The organism is Nitrospira sp. (assembly GCA_005116745.1).
GTDB lineage: Bacteria > Nitrospirota > Nitrospiria > Nitrospirales > Nitrospiraceae > Nitrospira_D.
The window spans coordinates 537498-561749 of record SWDS01000010.1 but is presented as its reverse complement, the minus strand read 5'-3'; the positions used below and the strand labels follow the sequence as shown (position 1 = coordinate 561749).

The 24252-nt window shown below is 53.9% G+C and carries 20 protein-coding genes; 10 read left to right on the top strand and 10 right to left on the bottom strand.

What is annotated here, in order from left to right; translation table 11 throughout:
- Positions 1-2 precede the first annotated feature (2 nt).
- The 10 genes from E8D52_17420 to E8D52_17375 all read left to right on the top strand — a co-directional run bounded on the left by E8D52_17420 (position 3) and on the right by E8D52_17375 (position 9671).
- A complete protein-coding gene (locus tag E8D52_17420; GenBank protein ID TKB66145.1) occupies positions 3-1547 on the top strand; it encodes a HAMP domain-containing protein in 1545 nt (514 codons plus the stop codon).
- A gap of 291 nt (positions 1548-1838) precedes the next feature.
- Positions 1839-2549, top strand: coding sequence for a sigma-70 family RNA polymerase sigma factor (locus E8D52_17415; protein ID TKB66144.1), 711 nt, complete (start codon positions 1839-1841; stop codon positions 2547-2549).
- Positions 2550-3187: 638 nt separating this feature from the next.
- The gene (locus E8D52_17410; GenBank protein TKB66143.1) at positions 3188-3628 is read left to right on the top strand and encodes a hypothetical protein; all 441 of its coding nucleotides are present in this window, start codon (positions 3188-3190) and stop codon (positions 3626-3628) included.
- A gap of 29 nt (positions 3629-3657) precedes the next feature.
- The gene (locus tag E8D52_17405; protein ID TKB66142.1) at positions 3658-5109 is read left to right on the top strand and encodes a hypothetical protein; all 1452 of its coding nucleotides are present in this window, start codon (positions 3658-3660) and stop codon (positions 5107-5109) included.
- A 62-nt stretch (positions 5110-5171) separates the two neighbouring features.
- Positions 5172-5777, top strand: coding sequence for a hypothetical protein (locus tag E8D52_17400; protein ID TKB66141.1), 606 nt, complete (start codon positions 5172-5174; stop codon positions 5775-5777).
- Positions 5778-5990: 213 nt separating this feature from the next.
- The gene (locus E8D52_17395) at positions 5991-6917 is read left to right on the top strand and encodes a transporter (protein ID TKB66140.1); all 927 of its coding nucleotides are present in this window, start codon (positions 5991-5993) and stop codon (positions 6915-6917) included.
- A 116-nt stretch (positions 6918-7033) separates the two neighbouring features.
- The gene (locus tag E8D52_17390) at positions 7034-7615 is read left to right on the top strand and encodes a sigma-70 family RNA polymerase sigma factor (protein ID TKB66139.1); all 582 of its coding nucleotides are present in this window, start codon (positions 7034-7036) and stop codon (positions 7613-7615) included.
- A 148-nt stretch (positions 7616-7763) separates the two neighbouring features.
- The gene (locus E8D52_17385; protein ID TKB66387.1) at positions 7764-8318 is read left to right on the top strand and encodes a glycoside hydrolase family 13; all 555 of its coding nucleotides are present in this window, start codon (positions 7764-7766) and stop codon (positions 8316-8318) included.
- A 53-nt stretch (positions 8319-8371) separates the two neighbouring features.
- Positions 8372-8761 (top strand): hypothetical protein, encoded by a 390-nt coding sequence (locus tag E8D52_17380; protein ID TKB66138.1) that lies wholly within the window; start codon positions 8372-8374, stop codon positions 8759-8761.
- A gap of 4 nt (positions 8762-8765) precedes the next feature.
- Positions 8766-9671 (top strand): hypothetical protein, encoded by a 906-nt coding sequence (locus E8D52_17375; protein ID TKB66137.1) that lies wholly within the window; start codon positions 8766-8768, stop codon positions 9669-9671.
- 201 nt (positions 9672-9872) lie between these two features.
- On the opposite strand, the gene E8D52_17370 is transcribed toward E8D52_17375, so the two are convergent.
- From E8D52_17370 to E8D52_17325, 10 genes are all read right to left on the bottom strand, one after another.
- Positions 9873-11354 (bottom strand): hypothetical protein, encoded by a 1482-nt coding sequence (locus E8D52_17370; protein TKB66136.1) that lies wholly within the window; start codon positions 11352-11354, stop codon positions 9873-9875.
- Positions 11355-11370: 16 nt separating this feature from the next.
- A complete protein-coding gene (locus tag E8D52_17365) occupies positions 11371-13203 on the bottom strand; it encodes an ABC transporter ATP-binding protein (GenBank protein TKB66135.1) in 1833 nt (610 codons plus the stop codon).
- Positions 13200-15236 (bottom strand): hypothetical protein, encoded by a 2037-nt coding sequence (locus tag E8D52_17360; GenBank protein ID TKB66134.1) that lies wholly within the window; start codon positions 15234-15236, stop codon positions 13200-13202. Before E8D52_17360 ends, E8D52_17365 begins: the two co-directional genes overlap by 4 nt.
- The gene (locus E8D52_17355; protein TKB66133.1) at positions 15233-16639 is read right to left on the bottom strand and encodes a hypothetical protein; all 1407 of its coding nucleotides are present in this window, start codon (positions 16637-16639) and stop codon (positions 15233-15235) included. The genes E8D52_17360 and E8D52_17355 overlap by 4 nt, the downstream gene beginning before the upstream one ends.
- Positions 16636-17799: a glycosyltransferase family 1 protein gene (locus tag E8D52_17350; GenBank protein ID TKB66132.1), complete on the bottom strand. Its 1164-nt coding sequence runs from the start codon at positions 17797-17799 to the stop codon at positions 16636-16638. The genes E8D52_17355 and E8D52_17350 overlap by 4 nt, the downstream gene beginning before the upstream one ends.
- A gap of 1 nt (position 17800) precedes the next feature.
- Positions 17801-18793, bottom strand: a complete 993-nt coding sequence (locus E8D52_17345; protein TKB66131.1) for a glycosyltransferase family 4 protein — start codon at positions 18791-18793, stop codon at positions 17801-17803.
- 75 nt (positions 18794-18868) lie between these two features.
- Positions 18869-19777 (bottom strand): hypothetical protein, encoded by a 909-nt coding sequence (locus tag E8D52_17340; protein TKB66130.1) that lies wholly within the window; start codon positions 19775-19777, stop codon positions 18869-18871.
- A 164-nt stretch (positions 19778-19941) separates the two neighbouring features.
- Complete coding sequence (locus tag E8D52_17335; protein ID TKB66129.1) at positions 19942-20670, bottom strand: histidine phosphatase family protein; 729 nt, start codon at positions 20668-20670, stop codon at positions 19942-19944.
- 11 nt (positions 20671-20681) lie between these two features.
- Positions 20682-22034 carry an aminoglycoside phosphotransferase family protein gene (locus E8D52_17330; protein ID TKB66128.1) on the bottom strand — a complete coding sequence of 451 codons (1353 nt, stop codon included), beginning with the start codon at positions 22032-22034 and terminating at the stop codon, positions 20682-20684.
- A gap of 21 nt (positions 22035-22055) precedes the next feature.
- Positions 22056-24251 (bottom strand): hypothetical protein, encoded by a 2196-nt coding sequence (locus tag E8D52_17325; protein ID TKB66127.1) that lies wholly within the window; start codon positions 24249-24251, stop codon positions 22056-22058.
- Position 24252: the final 1 nt, after the last annotated feature.

The following is a 24252-nucleotide window of genomic DNA, read 5'->3' as shown; positions in this document are numbered from 1 at the left end:
ACATGTTCAACACGCTGTATGGAAAGTTAGCGACCGTTCTTTTTGGACTCTTTTGCGTGATCGGCGCCGTGGCCATCATACTCACGTTCTATGCCACTCAATTATACTTCCAGGAAGGCAGTCAGAAGCTGAACCGGACCTTAGCCGAGCGGATAGTGTCCGACAAAGTCCTGATGCAGGAGGGGCAAGCCAATGACGCGGTGCTGAAGGAAATCTTTCACGAGCTCATGGTGATCAATCCCAGTATTGAACTATATCTGCTTGATCCTCAGGGTACCATTCTGACCTTTTCGGCTCCCCCTGAGAAGGTCAAACGACAGCACATCTCCCTCGATCCACTCCAGCGTTTCCTGTCTGGTGCCGAGGACTTCCCTATTCTTGGGGATGACCCACGTGATCTCACGCGTCAGAAGGTATTTTCTGTTTTTCCGATTGAGACGTTGGGAGGTTCCATCGAGGGCTATCTGTACATCATCGTGGGCGGGGAGGAGTTCGATTCGGTCATGCAGATGCTGAAAGAGAGTTATATTCTCCGGTTGAGTATATGGACCGTCGGGGCCATCCTGGTACTGACCCTCCTCGCCGGGCTGCTCTGTTTGAAACTCTTAACGCGAAGGCTCAACTCCCTGGCCTTGGCAATGGACTCCTTCAGGCGCGAGGAACTCTCAGCACAACCGAATGTCTCGTCTCACTCGGATGCTCGACCATCTGCAGCCGGGCGAAGGGATGAGATTGATCAGCTGGAGACGACCTTTGCACGAATGGCCGAGCTCATTCGTCAACAAGTGCACCAGTTGGAAGAGACCGATCAGTTGCGGCGGGAATTGGTGGCCAATGTCTCACATGATCTGCGCACCCCCGTCACAAGCCTCCAGGGCTATCTTGAGACCTTACTGCTAAAGGAAGGCACGCTCTCGTCTCAAGAGCGACAGCGGTATCTGGAAATTGCCACGGCACAAAGCAAACGGCTGGGAGATCTGATTGCGGAACTGTTTGAACTCGCCAAGTTGAATTCGCAGGAAATGAAGCCTCGTATCGAATCGTTTTCACTGAGTGAACTGGTGCAGGACGTCGTTCAAAAGTTTCGATTGGCTGTTGAAGCCAAACAGATGACGCTTCAGGCAACGCTGGGTGAAGATCTTCCGTTTGTCTCAGCTGATATCGGACTGATCGAACGGGTTCTCGAAAACCTGATTGAGAATGCCCTCAGATACACGCCACAAGAGGGACGGATCACGGTGGTCCTGAGCCGCATGGGCGAGAAGATCATGACACGGATCACGGATACCGGCTGCGGTATTCTACCGGAAGACCTACCGCATGTTTTTGACCGGTACTATCAAGTCGGGAAGAAACATCAAAGTTATGACAAAGGGGCCGGGCTCGGGCTCGCGATCACGAAGCGAATTCTAGAGCTGCATGGAAGCGCCATTGAGATACAGAGTGCCGTCAATCAAGGGACGACCTTTTCCTTTCACCTCGCAGTTGCCCAGCCGAGCGTCCTGCCGGCAGCTAGAGTAGCAACAGAATACTCACCCCACAGGTAGAGTTTCCGGTTACATATCACATATTCCCGTCCTTGTCCTCTTCACTCATCTCACACGGACAAGCCGCGTTTTCTGCTGAGCCATGGCGTGATCGCAGAGCCGTGTATCCAAAAAGCGATCAGTCTGTGACGAAGACATCATGATTTCGTGAAGGTTTTTTGATCATTGTTTGCGAATATACCGATGAGTCCATCATCGGCCTTCACGGATGAATGCTGGATCGATTAACTTTTTCGGAACATCTGTGTTGGAAGACAGGCGTCGAAGGCGACCGTAGACCGGAGGAAGAGTATGAGGACAAACGTGACCAGGCATACAGGCTCGATTTCTTTTGCTGTACCGACGAGCAGGACATCGCCTATGAACAACGTCTCCCGTTTGATGAACAATGAGGATCGGCTTGTGTCACAACTGCGGGCAGGGGAAGAAGAAGCATTTGCGGTCGTCGTCACCCACTATCAAGAAACACTCATCCGAATGGCTCTGCGCTATGTAGCCAATCGAGCAACGGCAGAGGAAGTCGTGCAGGAGACCTGGATGGCGGTAATGCGCGGGCTGAATCGCTTCGAAGGTCGATCGTCCCTCTATGCATGGATCTGTGCGATTCTCATCCACAAGGCGAAAGATCGAGGCATCCGAGAGAAACGGCAGAAAGTCTTCTCAGACTTCGAATGGGAAACCGAGACCTGGAGCGGCGAACCAGACCTCACTCGACTCAGACCTCGCGGGGAGAGGGCCAGGTCAGCAGCGTTCTCCCAGCATCTTCGGGACGACCGGACTCCGGAGAAGCTGCTAGCATCAAGGCAGGCCACAGCCTGTATGTGGGACGCGATCGAGACCTTGCCCACTCCTCAGAAGGAAGTCCTGATGCTGCGCGATGTGCAGGGCCGACACACCATAGAGGTGTGTCGGCAACTCAAGATTTCTGAAACGAACTTCTATGTACGGTTGCACCGCGCGCGAGAACGAGTGAAAATGGTGGTCGAGGCCGCGCTTGGATGAGATGCGCTCCGGGTCTGAATCACGTCGAGTATCTCTTGGTCATTCATATGTGATGAATCCGTGAATTTTTTCGTGACACAGTCTGCATACCAGGGTGCTCGTAGGGAGTATGTAGGATGATAGTACACCCTGATTTGCATGGGCAATGGGCACGCAGAGTGGCACGTACGATGGTGACGCTGAGCATCAGAGCATTGTGTCAACAACGGCGCTTCCGCCGCTATCGTCAGCGATTCCAGAAAGTTTGTGAACATGGGCATCTAGCGCAGCTTCATCCGAGTACTCTTGATTATCCTTCATGTCGAGTTCCGTCTGCCGGTCCTCCCCAGGACGTTTTTTCAAGACATCCGCTGACATGGCAACCCGTACCTGAAATCGTAGGATGGGCGACCAGGGTCTCCTCACCATCCCAGTCGTCTACAACGGGTGAGTCCAGAATCTCCCACAGAGCTGGAACAATCAGTTGACGTCGTCTCAACGTAATCCGATCCAGTAATGAGTTAACCAGTCCAGCCCGAGTAATACTCGGGCTGGACCATACCCCCTACCTTCGCAGGGCCAAAGCTTTCCGAGACTCCCATTTACATTTTCCTTTCCCCTCCGTCTAACCCATCAGACAAGGTTGGAAGGAGGGGGCTATGCAACCATTCTGTTCAAAAGTGATCGCGTATCTACTTTCATCAACACTGCTGCTGGCGGGTTGTACCTCCACATTAGTCCGCGACGATGTGAAACGCATGGTTGGGATCGAGGGACATTGTTCTGGGAGCGAGTGGGTGGATGATTCCTCGATTGCTGTGCTGCCTATCCCGATCGTGGCCTTTGTCACACCTCATATTGATCTTCGCGATGTCTCCAGTGAACCGTATCTGAATCGGTGTGGAGCCTCGACCAGAGTGGTCAATCGTGAGGTGTCCGTCAACCGACTTGCCTGCATGCCTGCAGGACTCACGCGCATCATCACCCTCGGTGTCTGGCAATGGTGTCCGGCGCATGTCACCTGGTCGGCGGACGTGCTGGCCGATATACCGCGACCAGCGAGCGTGTCGACTAATGACTCTAAAAACCACAAGTCATAACAACCGTTTGTTTTAACCAGGAGTATCACATGAGAACCTCGTTTTGTGTCGTCCGTTTAATCGGCGTGATCGGAGTGGCCGGAATACTTGCAGCCTGTGGCAGCGAGGAAGCACCGTCTGTGTCGGTGAGCGGATCAGGAAGCGGGTCCGCGTCGGCATCGGGGACAGTGACGGACTTTGGTAGCGTGTTTGTGAATGGAAAGAAGTTTGAGGCTGAGAATGTGGAAGTACGACGGGATGGTGTCACGGAGCGATGCACCATCAATCCCGTGACGACCTGTGGATTCAAAAAGGGAATGGTAGTGACGGTTAATGGCTCATTCAACGGCAGTCAACATACGGCCAGTTCGATTCAGCAAAAGGATGCGGTGGAAGGGCTTGTGCAGTCGGTGGCAGGGAATGGTTTGAGTCTCGTGGTCATGGGGCAAACAGTGGTCATCGACAATACGACATTGATCGACGACAACATTCCTGGTCGAAACATTCAGAATCTTGTGGCTGGGACGGACAATGTTGAAGTCAACGGCCATATTCGTCCTAACGGGATCATTCAGGCGACATTCATTGAAAAGAAATTAGTGGGGGTGACGCCCGAGGTGCGGGGATTCGTGAACAACCATGCTTCTGGATCTGCAACATTCCGGATCGGCACCCTCACGGTGAACTACAGTGGAGCGGACATCAGTGGCATGCCGGTCCCCAATGGGCACAACTGGGACGGTCGTTTCGTCGAGGTCAAAGGGTCAAACTTTGGTAGTACGACAACGACGCTCATTGCGACAAAGGTCGAACCAGAGAACCAGGGCCTCGGCAATGCCATCGATGAATTCGAAGTCGAAGGCTTCGTGACACAGGCCGGTACGCCTAATGGCAGCGTCATCAATTTCTCCATTGGAACTACTTCAGTGAGGACGACGGCAAGCACGGAGTTCCGGGGCGGAACCGTCGATGAGATCGTGGTTGGGGCCAAGATGTCCGCCGAAGGCCGGTTTGACGGCAGCACGCTCATTGCCAAGCATGTGAAGTTCCATGAAAGTGTACGGCTTGAAGGAGATGCCACAATCACCGGCAGCACACTATCACTGACGGGGCTTTCTGGTGTGACGATTACCGTGAACAGCCAGACGGAGTTGAAGGATGGTGGGAATACCATAACGTCGAACGATCTACAGGGCAATCATGTCAGGGTGCGTGGTCGGGTGATTGGTCCCAATACTGTGCTTGCGACCCGTGTCCAGGTTCGCTCATCCGATAATGATGTGGATCTCCAAGGACCGGTTCAATCGATTGCCGGAAATGTCATAACGATCCTGGGAGTGTCGGTTGACACAAGCGTCATCAATCAGTTTGAGAGCGTGAGCGGCACATCCATGAGTCGTGCGGGCTTCTTGGCGGCGGTGAGCGTCAACTCACTGGTGAAAGTGAAGGGTGCGTTGAGCGGTACGACGGTCGTATGGGAAGAGGCAGAATTAGAAGAATAACTAGGTGGATGCCAGCAGGCTGGTTAGACATGCGACCATGTAACTTCAAAAGGAGATGAACGATGAACCGCACCAGTTGGAAAGAAATCATTGTGGGAACTCTCGCAGGACTCTCAGTGTTGACCTCACCAGCCATAGGCAAGATGAGTGGTTCCATGGAAGGGTCGGAGATACGGGTCGACAATCGGGGGCCTGGCTCACTCAACAGTGGACCAGGATCATTGAATAGTGGCCCAGGGTCGATGAATAGCGGTCGCGATAGCGATGATCATGGAAGAAGGCATGGGAAAGATCATATGGTCGTGACCCAAGCAACTGACGTACGACAGGAAGATCGTCGAGCTGATCGTCAAATGGATCGCCGCGCAGATCGCAGAGAAGATCGACAGATCGATCGAAGAGAAGATCGCCGGGAGGATCGGCAGATGGATCGGCGTGAGGATCGGAGGGAAGATCGCCAGATGGATCGCCGAGAGGACCACAGATCAAATGCAGGTGGTGAACTTCGTGGGCTTGATCGGGCCGATTATGTTGCCGGCGAACGTGGCCGTGACGGAAGAGACAACGCTCGTACGATGCAGATGGAGCGGATTGAGCGGCCAGAACGCCCAGACCATCAGGATAGACCCGATCGTGCTGAAAGACCGGAGCGAGGAGAACGACACTAACCAGTTATTGGGATTAAGCCAGCCACCGACACCGGTGTCGGAACCACTCGTACTCCGGCGCCGGCGTTCCTATTTGGCGCTATAAATCGTTGCGCTAAAATGTATTTATCGCTACGGTAGCACCGTTAGGTTTTATTACGAGATCGCATAGTGTACAGACTCCTATGCAGAAAGGGTTGGTCAAGGACGATGCAGAGATGGATGGTCGTATGGATGATGGTGTTCGTCACAGTCGTTGGATTCTGTGAAAACGAAGGCTTTGCCGCTGATCCGACCGATAAGCGCCCACAACAGGCGACAGAACGAAACTGGCAGATCGGGTTGACTCCCAGCTATAGCCACGGGAATTTCGGCACTAATACAACGAGCGAGTTTATCTACGCTCCTCTTTCACTCCGACGGTTCTTTTCCAAAGGTGACATTTCGCTAGTGATTCCTTCGGTGACGGCCATTACAGACGGGCGAACGACCGTTGTCGGTAACACAGCATTCCGTGTCGATGACAACAGCGGGTCGGGTGGCGGTGGAGGAGGTGGCGGGTCGGATGACAACTGTCGTAAGGACAATAGTGGTTCCGGCAATAATAATGATGTGCCTTGCGGTACTACAACGCGTATCGCCGGTCAAAAGGTGACGACCACAGGAATCGGCGATGTGATTCTGCGGGGACGCTACTATCTTGTTGAAGAACAGGAGTATATGCCACTGATTGCCATGACAGCTCGATTGAAATTCCCCACGGCTAGCGCAAGTCAGGGATTAGGAACCGGCGAGTTTGATCATGGGTATGGGGTGGAGGTCTCCAAGCTGATCGGGGCTAGCTGGTTGGTGTTTTTCGACGGCGGGTACAACTTTATCGGCGATCCGGATCGGACTGATGGCTCCGGTACGCTTGGTCTTCGCAACCAATACTGGTATGACGTGGGGGCCGGATACTACGTGACAAAGGACCTGTTGACGAGTGTGTATTTCGAGGAATATCGAGCTCTTCGACCAGGCTTACCGAACGCGAGAGACGTCTTTTTCTCATCGAATTACCGCCTGTCGGCTGCTTGGCGCCTGAACGGCGGCGTGGCGGTCGGTCTGTCGAATGGAGCACCGGACTATGTCGTTTCGATCGGTACCAGCTATCGATTCTAGCCTGCTCCTCCATCTTTTGAGGCTGTTTACGCCCCTCAGAGCGCTACGTCTAATGAAGTGTGCAGGGAAATGCAGACGGTCCTGTGGCATCGGATCAGGCTAATCGGAGTCGGAGCATGCCACTGGATCACGATGCAGTACCTGATGATGCTCAACTCGTTGTCCGCAGCCTCAAGCAGGACCACGAGGCATTTGGACAGTTGATCGATCGGCATGCACCCGTGATCGTGAATCTGGCCTATCGGATGGTGGGAAATCGTGCTGAAGCGGAGGATCTGGCTCAGGAGGCATTTCTCACAGCTTTCAAAGCACTATCGACTTTTCGTGCAGATTCCAAGTTTTCGACCTGGCTCTACCGGATCGCGGCCAATAAGTGCAAAGACTGGCTGCGGGCCAAACGGCCAGGGATGGGGCAACAGGATGTCGACATTGATGAGATGCTCGATATCCATGTCGCTGAGGAGCAGACGCCTGAGCGTCTGCTGTCGCAGCGACAAGTAGGACAGGAGTTAGAGCAGGCGATCCAGCGATTGCCACCTCTGTATCGTGAAGCCTTTGTGCTGAAGCACGTTGAAGGCATGAGCTACGAAGAGATGGAGGACATTCTCGGGGTGAACAGCAACACGCTAAAGATGCGGGTGTATAAAGGGCGACTCCAACTGAGTCGTGACCTGGCGGCCCTGAACCCGGCGCAGTAAGACGTGGCCATACGGTGACCCTATGAATGAACAAGAACTCCTGATTCAGCGTTTCCTGGATCACGAACTCACGCCAGACGAACGGGTTGCCTTTCTGCAAACGGTCGATGCCGACCCTGTGTTACGTCGACGTTGGCTTAATCTGGAGATGGTGCTCACTGAAGCGGCTCACTTGCCGAGAATGGCTCCATCGCTGAAATTCTTCAGTGAGCTAAAGGCCAAAGTTACTCCACCGGAGCCAAGTTGGTGGGAGCGCTTGTGGGCAGCAGTGACCACGCCGCGAACGCTGGAGTGGAACCTTGCCGGTGCAGCAGCGGCAGCTTGTGTCGCCATTGTGGCGATCAGAGGACTGTTCGCAGTTATGCCGGAGCAAGTTGTAGAAGTACCAGTTGCGACGCCCTCTGCGCAAACGATAGCTGCTGGCACGACGCAGGAGCCGACGGTGTTCGTCCGGCTGGTCCTACTCCAACCAGGGGCGCGATCGGTATCAGTAGCAGGAGACTTCAACGGATGGAATCCGGCCCAGACCAAGTTGGAACGGGCGGATGGGGGAATATGGACGGTGACGATTCCGCTCAAGCCGGGCCGCTATGAATATATGTTCGTCGTCAATGGAAAACAATGGATTGCCGATCCCCTTGCGGCTGAAGATGCCGGCGATGGATTCGGCGCACACAATGCGGTGCTTGATGTGGCGATCTAGCGTGCGTCTGGAATCTCTTGCAACGAGTCTAGTCTGTATGTACCCTCCCGCAGATGGGAATGAGACAGAAGGGGTGGCGTCGCTTATCTCGGACGGTCTTCGTCGCAATCATACTGCTATGTGGTTTCTGGGCCTGTGCCAAGCCTCTGGTGATGAAACCAAGCGTCCCCAAGGCGCTGGGCGGGGCCGTTCATTTCACGGTACTCGCCCCTGGAGCCAAACAGGTGTCTCTCGTCGGGTCTTTCAATGGTTGGGCCAAGGGTGCAACGCCGATGAAGACCGTGGATGGTTCTTCGGTCTGGTTGGTCGATGTGCCGCTGGCTGAAGGAGAACATACGTTCATGTATGTGATCGATGGAATCAGATGGATGACGCCTCCTCAAGCTGAGGATTTCGTCACTGATGGGTTCGGGCAAACCAACGGAGTGGTGATCGTACGGTAAAACAATGAAGACGCGAGCCGACATTGTGATTGGGGTGCTTGGGGTGATGGTGGCGTTCACCACCGCCTCCGTCTGGGCCGAACCCCTCTCGTTCCAGGATCGAGAAGCAATCACTCGGCTTGGCTCTGTGCAGGGCCGGTCGGAGAACGAGATCACTCCGTTGCTTGATCATGTAAGCAAGGCCGGCGAGCGAGGGCTTCCCACCGAGTCGTTGCTGAATAAGATGAGAGAAGGTCTGGCGAAAGGAGTTGAACCCAAGCGGATCGATCCGGTGCTGCGACAGATGACGTCACGACTCGAATCCGCTCACGAAGTGCTGGAAGAGGCAAAAAGCCGAGGCCTGTCCGAGGGGAATCGCCAACGCGCCATCGAAACGATGGCTGAAGCCCTTTCCCGTGGAGCGACTGTCGATGAGGTGCGGGAGCTGAGTCGATTGTCGCAAGAAGGCCGCCATAAGGCGACTCAGGAAGAGCTCGCAGCCGGCGCAAAGGGCTTGGCCGTGATGAAAGAGGGCAGAATTCCATCGAAAGACGGAACAGCCTTGGTCGGTGAGGGGATTAAACAAGGATATCGCTCATCTGAACTTTTGGATCTCGGTCGAGAAGTGAAGCGGCGAGGGTCCGATTTTGAGGAAGGACGAGCTAGTCTCAAAGCGCTTCGCGAGCAAGTGAGCCGTGGAGAACGGAGTGATCGGCTCTTCAAGGACGATGACCACAGTGGCTCCGGAGGTGATCGTGATCGGGGAGACCGTGGCGATCGGGGAGGCAAGGGGGGTCTGGACGATTCCGACAGAGACCGATCTGACCGAATTGACCGTCCTGATAAAGTGGAGCGAGGGGATCGTTCTGAACGACTGGAGCGTGGAGATCGCCCTGAGCGATCGGACCATTCCGGCCGTGGGCGCGATTGATCGATCCGAAATTCTTCCAACTCCTACATTTCGTACAGTGCCAAACTCAAAGATATCGATCTTGAGCAGGTTGCCAGCCGCGTACTCATTGACACGTAGGATCTTGGTTGTGTCGGTGGCGGGGGATTCAGCGTTGGCTTGTGATCACAGAGGCACACCTCATCAAGGCTTCGGCGATCTGTACGACCTTAAAGAAGCACGTTAGTAGAAGTTGTACCGTAGGAGAATGCTGGCGAGGAATGCGCCGTCTCTGGCGGTTTCGGGAAAGGCGTTGCCGGGGATGAAATAGCCGAGGACAAATTTGGTTTGTAGGTGCGGGATTCCCTGATAACCAGCCACGAAATCGATTTCACTACCGATGTGCTTGCTGAGTCCGGTCGGATTGGTGTCGAGATCCGAACCGCGAACACGTGTCGATGCATGATCTTGGAGGTAATAGTGATAGACGAGGTCGAATGAGGTCTTGCTGAATGGCTTAATGCCGATCCCACCGGTGAAGACCATAAGATTCGTCAGTCTTGGATCCAGCACCTCCCCGTAATATTTGAATCGCGCCACGCCATTGAATTTATCGGAATTGCCTTGAAAGCCGGTCTGTCGAAACTGTGCATCGACATTGTCGTTGGGATTGCTGTCTCCGGTGCCATAGGCGTACCCAATGGTGATGGACGGTTCCCACACTCCATCAAAGCGTTGCGTCAGTCCTAGATCGATAGCCTCACCGCGAATACGCTGGCCGCCGTCTGATCCGCGCACGGCAGCGGTTTGCAGCCAATACTTGAGATCCTCAGATAACCGGCCGCTGGATTGGAGACCGACGGTGATCGGTTGAGCTGTACCGAGCCGTTGCTGATCTTGATAGAGCGCAAAGATCCCCACATGATTTTTCTTGCCGAATTTGTAGTCGGCATAGGCGTAATAATTCACGAACCCTTCCTCGTCCTCTTCGGCTTCTCGTCTCAGTAAATTCCGCTGAACGAGGTTGAGTTGGCTGACCGACAGCTCCAGGGAAAATTGTTCGTACTGGTACCCGAACCGAATGGCATCCATGTTTTCGTTGAACAGCCAACGCCGGGAGTCAATGAATCGCTGTCTGCCCAGTTGCATTCTCGCTCCGGGTACGACGTTTTTCACCGTGAGATAGGCCAAGTTCATATTCAATTCGGTCGTCTGCGATCGGTCTTCGATTTCCTCGACCGCGACAGGTGTTTCGAGCACAGGGTTCACATACAGCTGCAGGTATTGGTTGGGCTCATAGGAAAATGCAGGCGCAAGGATGGGGGTCAGGATGCTATCGGCCTTGCCGAGGGTGGAGGAGAGGCGATAGTTGCGATTGGTTTCTCCCTCGAGCGAGACATAGCCGCCGATGAATAGATTAGGACCGATGGGAATCGTGGCTCTTGGTGGCGCATTCGGATCAAAAGGTTCAATGAGGGGAGCAATTGGTTGACCGTTTGACTGGCCGTAGGTTGGAAGGATTGAGCCATTACCTGGTGAGGGTTCGTGTGCTGACCTTGTCGAAGATTGGACAGTCTGATCAACGGCTTCTTCTGCAGCATAGGAGACAGTGGTCAGCCAGAACGTACAGGCTGCCGCGATTTGGATCAGTTGTATTGAAGGTGTGCGGTTCATGCCTGTTAGACGCAACACGAAAGCCGGCGTTACCCTATTCGTGTCCATCATTTGAGAATATGTTGAGCTACGTCAGGTTGTTCGATTGAAGAGGGACTAGATCATCCGATTGTCTTGCATAGAGATTGGTATAGAGCCCGTGGCGTTCCAGTAACGCTCGGTGGGTTCCCTGTTCGACTAAGCAGCCTTGATCCAAGACAAGGATGTGGTCGAACAGCTCCATTCTGACCAAGTGATGGGTAATGACGATCGTCGTTCGATTGGCGTGGATACGCGTGATGGCTTCTCGAATATAGGCGGCCGATTCTTGGTCGAGCGAAGCGGTTGGTTCGTCCAAGACCAGAATGGACGGTTGTTTCACGAGTGCGCGCGCAAGGCAGATCCGTTGCCGTTGACCACCGGACAGGGTGCTGCCACGCTCTCCAATCATGGTCTCGTAGCCGTTGGGCAGCCTCAATATGAAATCATGCGCGTTTGCCTCTCGAGCGGCCTCCACGATCTGTTCGAGGGCAGCGTGTTCCGCGCCGTACGAAATGTTGTCGGCGATGCTGGCTCGGAACAACAGCGTGTCTTGCAACACCACACCGATTTCATGGCGAAGTGATTCGCGCTCGTATTCAGCGAGATCTCGTCCGTCACATGTGATTGAGCCTCCGGAAGGCTGATAGAGTCGGAGGAGCAAGCTGACTAAGGTCGACTTCCCGGATCCCGACGGACCGACTAAGGCAACACGTTGGCCCGGCAGTATCTGAAAGGAAAGATCACGTAGTACCGGGCAGCCTTCGAGATATCCGAACGACACGTGCTCAAACCTGATATCACCTCGAAGGTGTGTCGCCTTGACCGCGTCGGGACGGTCCTGGATATCGGGCTCGATGCCGAGTAAATCTGCGATGCGGTCGGCGCTGACCGTTGCCTGTGAAAATTGAGTCGACAGTTTCGATAGATTTTTCACCGGTCCGTAAAAGCTCTTGACGTAGCTCAGAAAGATCAACAGGTCGCCGGGTGTCATACGCGACTTGAGCACTTGCCAGGCTCCGAAGCACACGGTCGCTGCCGTTCCCAGTGCTTCGATGGCAGACACCACTCGTGTCACGGCAGCGGTCGTTCTGGCCGTCTGAATTCCGGTGTGCACATTGCCCGCGCTTTCCTGTTCAAACCGCCGCTGTTCGAATCGCTCCCGACCAAACGCTTGGACGAGCGAGATGGAGGAGAGCACTTCGTTCAGACGTGAGGTGATCTGACCTTCCTGCTTTCGTTGATCTTGGGTAGACGTGAGAATCTTTCGACTCAAGGTAAACAATGCGGTGACGACGATTGGCATGGTGGCCAGAATGATAAGACTCAGTTGCCAGTTGATGACAAACATGACGACAAACATGCCTAGAAACGTAACCGCATGGCCTGCGACGGAGAGGGGGATATCCGTGTAGGCGTTCCGCAATGTTTTGGTGTCACCGGCCAATTTGGCCAGCAGCTCTCCCGACCGGGCCTGCGTGTGAAAGGACAGCGATAGGCGTTGAACGTGAAAAAACAAGGCTTGGCGGATGGCATGGACCAAGCGATGGCCGATCTTACTGACGACAAAAGACTGCCCATAGGACAGCGCTCCGCTGAGAATCGCGATGACGGCCGTCGAGGCGGCAAGCCCGATCAATATCAGCAGAGGCCAGGCTTGATACAGTGTATCAAGGAAGGACAGCGACGGCGGCATCGGCTTCTGCAAGAGGATATAGTCGAAAATGATTTTGAGCGGCCATGGTGCCAAAAGCTCCATGCATGTCATGCCCAATAGGCAGCCAACGGCCACACCAATGTGCCTTTTTGCCGACCACAAGTGGGAGACCACGATTTCTCGGAATCGTGAGCGTCCCCGCAGCGCCGTATCAGAAGCCGTCATCGATGCACCACCTGTGATCCTGCCACGAGTGGAAACAGTGTTTGAAAAGTATGGAATCTCACCACGGAGCAGCGGCGAAGCTCGCAGAGTATCTGATCCAGAAACTCGAAGGCATCCCTGGCCATGACCTTATGATGGAGCAATAACCCGACGAGGGGAAGTGCTTCCAACTGCCCAATCAATGCATGGACGATGTCATCCGGGGATTTCATCCGGGCTCCTTCTTTCCAAGAGTAGAGATCCAGCGTGGTCGAAATCTCCTTGAACCGGTACTCGTCAAGACGGTCCTTCCCTCGGTCCTTGGACAGCACCTGAAAGCCGAGCTCCTCAAGGGCTCGATAGGTGTCCGTGGTGCAGCGGTTCCACGGCGGTGTAAATGCTGGATAAAATAGCTCCTCAAACGTGGATTCAAGAATGGCTTTCCCCTGCGCAATGTCGGTCAGTTGTTGCGTGAATGAACGGGAAGGGCCGAACTCGCATTTGCGTCCTTCCGGCTCGTGGTTACTGTGCATCCACCCATGTTGGTTGAGACTCAATAGCGCATGGTCAGCTCGAAGCGTATTCTTGAGGACGGCCGTCCCGGCCGCCGTCAGCCGGCCTGGAATGATTTCCAGATTCATCGGCACGCCTCGCGCCAGGGCAAGATCAAGAAGCTGCTTCAAGGAGTCCTCATCCACATCGACATCGTCGTCTCGAAGAAAGAGATGCAGGTCTTGGCCCTGAGCCTCTTTGGCATCGAGGAATTGTCGTAAGGTCATGAGCCATTGGTCCGATTGATGGCTGGATACGGTAGTCGACATGGTATCGGGAGCAAGGGGGCGCATCCGCATCTGTGCGGCAAGCCGTTCAATGGTAGCCGCCGTATGTGTCCCGCCCTCGGTATTGATGGAATGCTGGCCAGGGTGGGGCAACGTCAAAGACGCCGCGATCTTTGCAACCAGCCGATCTGGAGTCAGGCCTCCCGGCTCCAAGACGGTAAGCAACCCACGCTGCTCAAGTTTCTTGGCACGAATGGTTTGCTCGTCATTTTTGTGGCCGGTAAAGGGCAGGACCAACGCCCTGGTGCCTGTCTTCAAGACGTTCATGCAGGTGTTATAACCCGCCATTGAGATGGAGAGTACAGCCTGTTGCATGAGAGCCTGGAACGTCGGAGTAAATCGCTGGACCTCAATGTGTGGGTGCTGGATTGCAAGACGGCGGAGTGCTTCATACTGCTGGTCTGGCATGTACGGCCCGGTGAAGACAGCTAGGCGATGAGGAAATGTCAACAGGGACGACGCCTGTACGGTGTTGTCTAGCAGCTCATAGCCCACGCGCCCTCCACCGACGCTTGCGAGAATCAACGGAATCTGTTGGGGTAATGGTGTGAGTGCTCCAACAGGTAGATCGGACTCTGTTTCAGAGTCCTGGGTCACGAAGCCAGTGTACTGCGCGTCACAACGGAGATCCTGGCAGCGTGAAAAGGTCTCATCCAGGGTCTGAAAGGTCGGGTCAGAGTGGATCAGGAGCAGATCAAAGTACCGGTTCATGACACTGACCACCCAGTCTTCATGGCGAATCTGATCCGACTTCGTGACCAAGATGTCCCGTAAGCTGCACACCACTCGTGTCGGGCTGCCTGCAAGACGGATGTGAGCCAGCAACGGCAGTAACTCGAACGCAAACCGCTTTCGCCCAAACGGAAATAGCTCGATGAGCAAGACGTCGGGGCGAATCGCGTCATAGAGTTCCATTAGGCGATGTTTCCTCACCTGTTGGACCTGTTCGAGTGTCATGTCTTGGCTGTGGATGGTGAGCTCCTCGAATTCGCTATCGGAACTGATCGACGGCAAGTTCACGATGCTGACCCACGGTGGAACTTCCACACCGGAGAGGGATTCGCCTCCATTGATAAAGGTGACAGCGCAATTTTTGAGCGCTCGTGCGATGGCCATGCTTCTGATGAGGTGCCCCATTCCGAGAACATGCTGACAATACAGGAGGACACGCGGTGTCTCCGCAACAGCTGTCTTGTGAGTCAACTCGTCTCTCATAGGGCTAATCCTCTCTGGGCCAACCGGATTGTCTGTTCAACGATTTCCTCGAAGCCCGGCGCAAACCGCAGGTAATGGCGGTACGCCTTATTCACAAGCTGGAGGCGAATATGCCACGCCAACCGCTCGACCGACACCTCCCACGTCACACATTTCTGGTATTGGCGATAGAATTCCGCCGTGATGAGCTGTACCAATTCTTTATCCATGTGGCGGAAGTGCAGATCTGCCGCAAAGTTTGCCAAGTCTTGTAAGGGGTCGCCGACGATGAGCTCGTCGAGGTCACAAAAAATGAGTGTCCCTTCGGCAGCAAGGAGCTGATCAATATGGAAATCCCAATGGATGGGGCAAAATGGGACAGCTGATGGAGCAGGGGCTGTCCGCGTAAGGGTATCACCTATCGCGCTGATCATATCCGAGTGCTGTGGAAGTGCATCGGAGAGTTTCGTCAGTTTCTTGCGGATCTCGACCAGATGGTCCTCCGGCGAATGGGCTGCGAGGCCAGCGACGTTGCTGGTGTGTAGTGAGGAGAGGCCTTGGGCGACGGCTGCCATGTAGTGTTTGTAATTGGAGGTGTCCAGTACTTGGAGAAGCGGCGTGCCTGGCACTCCATGCTGCCACACGGTATTGATCTCAGGGCTGTAGCCAAGAGGCTGGGCAATGCCCATTGCCGCTGGATCAGCCAGGGATCGGTCCCAGAAAAACTGTAGGCGCTCATAGAGGGTTTGCCCCTGTGAGTCGCAAAACGTTTTTCCAAACAGTTCGTCGGTCCGATCCTGCGTCGCGTCATAGAGGGTGTACCGATTGGTGCAACGAATCTCTGGTCGATAATTCACTACTTGCTGCGCCAAGACCTGAGGGGTGCCCTGTATGCCAATCTGCCTCAGGCCTTCTGATGGGAGATGCTGCTCGATAGCCACGAGATCGACAAGATGGCGCAAATGAGGGAGGGCCGGATCGTGAGGAAATCTCCAGAGGATCAGATCGTACTCCGGCATATGGGTCACGGCGTAACGGAATTCCATGTCAGACATTCCACTGGGAGTCAGCAGGCGAAAGACCTCTCTGCTGCTACCACCGAGAAATGCCTTGGCGTAGAAGATGCGCTGAGAGGCTTGCCCAGCTGATCCCTCCCTCATCGTGAGGCGATAGCAGGCAGAGAGCGTAGACTTACCCTTGCTGGCCGGTTTGAGGTACGTTTTCAGTTTTGCATCGAGGATGACGCAGTCGCTGATTTCATGCGTACCAGTGGAGAACTCTGGGACACAGGAGCGAAGGATTTGAACAGCGCCTATGGGAGTCGTGAATCGTTGAAAGGTTCGACGCATGGTCGCCCAATCGGTGGCGACCGATGGTTGGGAAACCTGGTCAATATTCAACGAACTGTGGGTGGTCGACATCATCCATGCCCCACGAATGCCAGGATGTTTGTGAGTACGCGATCGGCATCGAAATAGGTTTCAGCGATGTCTCGAGCCGCACGACAATGGCCCATATAATCTCTGTTGATGTTCTCGATGCCCGCAAGTGCCTCATCCATCGTGCGGAATGTGAGCAGCCCCTTGCCTGTCGGCAGGTGCGATTCAATGCCGGTTGATTGGACAAGGATCGGTTTCCCCGATGCCAGGTAGAGGGGAGTTCGGTCGCTGACCCAGCCGGTGGCAAATTCAACATATCGGTTATGAGCCACGCTGAATTCGGCGCGGGACTGCCTGATGTAGGTCGCGTAATCTTGAAAGGTATGCAGATGTGCCGGGTCTGAGAGAGACCATCCGTTCTGGCGAAAGACCGTCGAGTCTGCCTCATGCTCAGGCTGGCTGATTCTCAAGGCGATTTCGAGCTCCTGATCGGTGTGCTGTGGGAGTTCGATGAATTTCATCCAATTATCTGATTTTTCTCCGGAGTGCTGTCCGTTCCAGTTGAAGGTCGCTCGTCCCTTCCAGGTAGAGATGGTGGTGAATCGTTTTGCATCATGCGCTGACTGGGCAGGCCACATTGGCAATACGACAGGGCGGACCATCGGATACCATTGCCGACCTCCCGTGGCGAGAGGGCAGCGGGCCGTGCCGATATTCAAACCTAGTGTAAAGAGGTGGTCATACTGGCGGAGCGACTCGTACTCCGGCCCCTGTTGTTCCAGGCATACCTGGGTATTACCAGGGTTTCCATCAAAATAGGCGCGTTGCCGGGGAGATTCAAAAATTTCCGGGACTTTGCTGATCTGTCCGCTTCGCGTCAGAAGTAGCTGACTACGCTTGGCAACCGCCACCGCATCGGTATAGGTCATGCCATGGGTCGCTTCTCCCTGCTTGTAGATCAAACAACAGCGTGGCCAGATCCCATACTCCTTCATGACGGTTTCGAAATGCCGCCGACCATCCCATTGATCGAAGGGCACGCTGGTGCCGGAGGCATCGACACATCGATTCGAGCCGACCCGCTCCATCACATAGACGTCATGACCGAGCCGTTGCAGACCAACTGGATAGGCCATCACATGGTCAATGTGGCCGACGGTAGTCTTGGCCGTCTGTCCCGAGCAGATAATGGTCAATTTCTCCATTTCACACCAAGCTGATACATTCTTTGAGATTGGACTCGATGAATTCCAACCAGATCGGTCCCTGGATGGTCCAGGCGTAGCGTTCCACGATGCGTTGCCGATTGTGCTCCCCTAGTTGGCGAACGAGCATCCGATCTGCTTCTAACTTGGTGACTAGGCGCTTGATGGCCGAAAGATCACGATCGATAAAATATCCGTTATGCCCTTCCGTGATGAGATCTTCGCAGCCGCCGACTCGTGTAGAAATCACTCCGCGACCACATGAAGAGGCCTCCAAAACGCTCTGGGAAAAACCTTCAGACGTTGAGGCGCAGATGTACAGATCAATTTGACTGTACAAGTTCGGCATCTCCACTCGACTCACCCGCTGGTCTCCCTTGCCGCCCAGTACCTTGACTTCGACATTCTGAAGATCTTGAAGCGGCGCGATGAATTCCGAATATCCTTTCAAATAGTCGTGCTTGTCGATGTTGGTGCTGCCACAAAATCCGACGACCAGCGGGCGTCGTCGATCAACGGAAATAGGGCGCGCAGGTGTAAAGAGGTCGGCATCCACGCCGTTTTCCGTTAAGACCACGTTTGTCAACCCCGCCTTGCGAAAGAGATCGAATAGTCGACGACTAATAGCGTTGACGCTTCGCAAACAAGACAGTTGCTCAATCAATTCTGTCGGGGGAGCAGGGCAGGTATTGGGAAGCGACGTATACCCGTCCCACGATCGGTGAGAATGGATGCCCGTGACAAGCTTTTTTCGATCCAGGAATGTCAACTCATGCCGGTACCGATGCTTAGGTTTCTTGGACATGACGAGGGTCCAACCCATGGCCACGACGAGATCGTATGTGTTGTGTTCGCGTTCGATGTCCTCGAGTCCCCCTTCGAGAGGAACGATGGTGAATGAGAGATCGTCATGACGCGTGGAGTTGACCAGTCCTCTGGCAATCGCATCATAGGACCAGCCCAATTTATCGACGATGATCAGTACTCGGTACATCGGCCTACTCCGTTACACTGGTGATTGAACGTTGTTCGTGTTGCATTTTCATTGATCGCACACGCATGGTTGCCATTATCCATCGATTGTCACTTGGCTGAGTGTCTTGAAAACATAACCACGTTCGTTCAGGAGTTGGAAGGTCTGCTCAACGCGATTGAGCAATTCCTGGCAGTCCTCTTCCGTTTTACAATAGGGGCTTGTATTGGGGGTCAATTCAACATTGTGAAACATACTGCAGAGGACCGTCGGCGTTACGTGGGTTTCGTACCAGTCGATCACCTTTTGGCATTGTGTAAAATCCGAGAATTTCCTCACCGTGGGCCGGAGCCACTCGAGTTCTGGTGTGATGGATACCGGAACTTCCAGCACTTGCGAATCGCCTTGTGCGCAGATGTTCTCCTTGGAAGGATGGTAGGGCGATAAGGTGGTCGCGGTGGAAAAGTCAGCGATGTTGTTCCAGTTGCGAAATGGAGTGACGCTGGTGTCATGCGTGTAACCGAGTTGTTCGAGGCATGCTACGGTCCATCCCCTGGCGCCGAATCGACCAGCACGAAATGATGTTGGGGCATAGCCGAATAAATCAGTGAACTTCTGAGTGAGATTCTGAAGTTTCCCAAACTCGATGTCCTTGTCGTACTCGCATTGCATCTCTTGTGGGTCGCAGCCGCTGAAGTCTGGGCCGAGAAACGTTGCCATCGGGCCGATATATTCGCCGTGCAGGTGCGCACCCAATTCGCACGTCTCGCGATCGAGCGACTTGAGTAAATCAACCGAGCGTGGATCCACCAGGACTGCCGGACTAATCAGGTACACTGGCTTCACTCCATAGGATTCGCACAGCCGTTGCAAGAGAGGAATACCCCGATAGACTCCCTCATACGTTGCCGGATTTGAGGTCTTCCACTTTGGACCTGCATCAATCTCGACATCGATCGTCAAGACATAGGTTTTGTGAGGCGTACGGCTCGTATGGTTTTTCATGTCCCTTGTAAGCACTCCCGTCATATTCTGATCAAATGGTCCGAAAAACTGGATCACTCATAGTCTAGTCCTTGATCGGATTGAGCCTACGTCGAAATGCCGTAATGCTCGCTGATCCGTCACCTACATAATTCCGCCATGCGACAAGATGTGTGATTTGGACGTCATGATCCTAGGCCGCGCTCTTTATAAGAACTCATCGCGGCATCTCCACTGAGAAACCCTTCAAGCCGCCTACCGCGTGCCTCTCCTGTCAGGCAGATGGTATAGATGCGTGGAGTTGGGGCGAGGTGAAGCTCGTATACGTACTTACTTTGAATTGAGGTGTCCTTGATGGAGTGGAGGTCCCACCCGAGCAAGGCGCTGAGTATCACAAGATTCGTGTGGCGATGTCCCACGATAAGGATGTTGTCACCCGGGTTCTCCCTAAACACCCTCGACAAAGCCGGGATGGCGCGTCTTCGAACATCGATCAGGTTTTCACCACTTGGAATCCTGAAGTTGGCCTTGTCCCTCGTCCATTGGTCTAAGATGTTCTGGGAATCACGATCGAGATCGTGACGTAATCGGCCTTCTAAAATGCCGAAAGAGATCTCGTTGATCCCCGCCAGAGAACAGGCCGTGAGCCCCTGTCGCTCAGCCGTCGGCTTCGCCGTTTCAATCGACCTACTCAAAGAGCTGGTCACTACTTTAGTCAGACGTATGTCCTGAAGAACCGTTGATAAACGAAGTGCTTGCCGTTGCCCTTTCTCGGTTAACGGGGGATTCAGCTGCCCTGCAATACGCCCTTCGCAATTTGACGCACTCTGTCCGTGTCTAGCGAGAAACACTCGATGTGGATGGTGCTCGGGCCTGATTGTCTGAGAAATCATAGTCTGTTGCGTGTCCATCATGAAGCGACTTGTTAAACAGACAAATAGTATTCACTTAACTCTAGATATTCGGCAACGTGCTTCAATCGCTCGGTGTCCAACTGCCGTATGCTCCTGCGTGTGCTCTCGTGGATAAAAGCTGCAGCCGTGTACCAGTTGAGATGTGGTACGGACACGGCATGAGAAACCGCTTCTGTATAGGCCGAATGAAAAGCCTCTACGATTTCGCTGGTGCTCCGGCTGCTATTTCCTGCATGGATTCCATTGAGATGAAGGTTAGTGATGAGGCTGGCGATGTCCGTCAGGGGGTCGCCGGTGGAGACGCAGTCCATGTCAATCAGTCGGAGTTTCTCACTGTCGATCAGAAAATTGTTCATTTTTAGATCACGATGAATCGGTGTGATCGGCTGATTCGACCAATCGATGGAGTTGCGCCGTGCCAGCAGCCTGTTCACGAGGGATTGGATTCGGTTTGTCATTTCAGGATAGGTTCGGCGAGCCACTTCGATCGTCTCTCTAAGAGATCCTTCGATATCTGGCATTCCAAACCGACTGGAGGTCTGTACGTGGCAGCTATGAAATTCTGCAAGACACTGTCCCATCGCGTGGAGAACACTCAGAGGCCCATCTGGCTCCAGCATTTCCCAAACGAGCGATTCTCCGGGCACATGTGATTGCCAAAGGGTCCTCAATTCCTGGTCATATGCAAGGGGAATCGCGGTTCCTGGAAACTGCTTCGCCAATTGGCGCATAACCGAATAGGTCTCGGCACCGCTATCATCGCGATAGGTCTTCCCGTAGATGATCACCACCGAACGAACTCCGGTCGATTGGAACTGTATCGTCACGTGATAGCGGATCATGCATGATCGTTCGGGTAGGTAGTGCAAGATTTCCGGATCGATGGCTGTGATCTTGCAGGAGTGATCCAGGCCCATCGCCTCTAGTTTGGGAGCGAGATGGGCGGTAAGATACTGAGCATCCAACAACGGTGGAAGAGAGGTCAGCTTACGATCATTGGGAAACGTCCATACGACCATTTCCGTCTCGGGCAGATAGCCTAGTGGCTCAAGCCCTGGGGTGAGTGACAGCTTCCGCCGGTTCGCCTGATGAAATTCCGGCAGACCCTCCATTGGCCGACAGAGTCGTGCTGAGACGACCTGCACGCGGGAAGAGCCAGTCCCTTTATTGCGCAAGTGAAGATCATACGAGAGGACGCAGCTCTTTCCAGGTTTATAGCGTTTCTCCCCGATGAGGCACGCATCGACGACGTATTCTTGGCGATCGTTGCTGTGTGGACTCAGCAGCGCGAACTGTAGCAAGTTCTGTATCCGTGCAGGTTCTAAGGCCGTCTCGAGATGGGGGAATTGTGGGTCGTTCATCATCTTCGTATTCGCGTTGGTCGCTCAGGGCTCGTTGAGCAATTGGGTTAATGCGTCGACTGGATCGGTGAACCTCTCCTCTGATTTATCCAACGTGTCGTGCAGAACGCGCTTCGCTCCATAACTCACTCGCCTCGGCGGTCGAGTCCCATTCATCAGTTGGTTGGACCCGACCCGAAGATACTCCAAGCCTTCGGCTTGCAAGTTGATGATATGGCCGGCACCGTCTCTTCGTAGGAAGAGCATCTGGCTACTACACGCTATATCCTCGAACTGATACATGTGTTGGGAGTGCTGGTGCGCGATGAACAGATGGTCAGAGTATGTATTCGACTCCGAGTAAATCGTAATTTGAAGTGCTGTGGCTCGTTCAGGAGAGCACCGGCCATACTGGTCGCTGACTAACAGCTGCTGGACGGTGAGGTCTGGCTGTGTCGCGTGGAAGGGGTACAACACGGTATGAAAACAGGTCGAGCCGGTGCCTTTCTTTGAAAAGCGAACAATCGGTGCCGGCTGTTTTTCTCCATACTGCGAAGAGACGAACCCCTCTAAAAGATCGGTGTGAATCTCAGGTGATGTCGGCTGAGCGATGATGAGATTTGGAGAAGACACGCATGTGCTTCTTTTCTCCTTCGAAAGCGTGGTTTGGCTCAGCGCTCTTGGAGCCAAGTGAAAATAGAGATCATACTGATGGCCTTCGTCGGCCCGTAACACGTCTGTGATGATCCAATACTCTGACAAAGCGAACATGAGGATGCGCTCATGAACAACCGGGTATTCATGGCTGACGACTTGCGCATGAATGAAAGCAAACCCTTCCGCAGTGGCGAATGTTTTCATGGCTGGCTCCGGCTCATGACCAATCGACTGTCCTTTTCGATAGGGGCTCTGGTCTTTGCCATCCACGACGACGGTATTGTGGTAGGCCGTGCCTTTGAAGATCCTGCGCCAGTTGATTCCATCCGCGCTGTCTTCGCTGTACGTATACCTTCCCGGGTCAACAATGAGCGAATGGCCGAAGGCAGCCATTTCGAAACTAAGCAGGTCATAGTGTCCATGACTGCCGAATCCGAGAGGTCCGCAGTCGAACAAGATATACAGCCCGTCTTCGTACGGTTCGTTGACCCAGCTCCCACGGAGTACATAGTAGCCGCTTGTTGGAAACGCCTTATACCGTTCAGGCGGGGGTGTTCCTTTCTTGCCTTTTGAAACGACATATAGCCGATACTCATTGGGGTAGTATGAGTGGGCTTTCTTCAGGAGAGAGAGATAACTGTTGCTGTCTCCATCGTTGATGGCCGGGATCAACCCATCCGGCTTATGGACATAGATGGAGAAGTCCAATGCCTTCTCGACCAGCTCATCAAACCGCGGAGGTAGCTCGACCTGGTTCAGAACAGCGAGTTCCTTCACGCGCAGATAGTTTTTGAGCACGGTATGGTGGTAGTCGGTAGATAACTCGTACTGGACACCATCCTCCAGGAGGTCTTGCTCCATGTTCTTGAGTAGCTCCTGCTTCGCAAAGTCCAGGAACCACATGGCGTCGTGCAACTCCGGAAAGACCACGGCCACCAAGAAAATAGCGTACAACTCTATGGTGCGGTGATTGCCTTCGGTGGTCAGATGCGCGCACAAGTAGCGAGTCTGCGCATGAATTGATCGGAGAAACTCAACAACAAACTGCGACGTGATCGCAGCAGACTGCCGGGTAGGGATAAAGTAGTGATAGGCGAGCAGCCATTGCTGCAATCGTCTGCCGGTCACTTGGCTGTCGATGATACCGTCGGGCACTTCGCTGATCCATGTCGAGACCAACGCCACCCATTTGTGGGTATATCGTTCCTCTCTCGTATACTCATACGCAAGAGCAAGATCTCTAACGTAATAAAATTTATGCAGAAGAATCAGCCACTCAACGTCTCGACTGGGGTTCACTTTCCAGTCGAAAGGATCGGGCAACTGGTGGGTCTCGTTATTAAAAGCAAACTCGTTCCTCAAGATACTATCGGCGCGCTTCACATGTTCGGAGTTGCCGTGTGATAGAGGGAAATACAGAGGACTGTTCCGTGTTTGGAAGTACTTGAGCAATAGATCTGGTGACATAGAAGCATAGGGCTCTTGCAAGAAGGAACGCGGGGCCCACGTTGGAGCGCCAGACAACAAGGGGAGGTTGTAATGGGGAACAAACGGAGTTCTCTCGGTTGCAGTAGGGTCCATCATG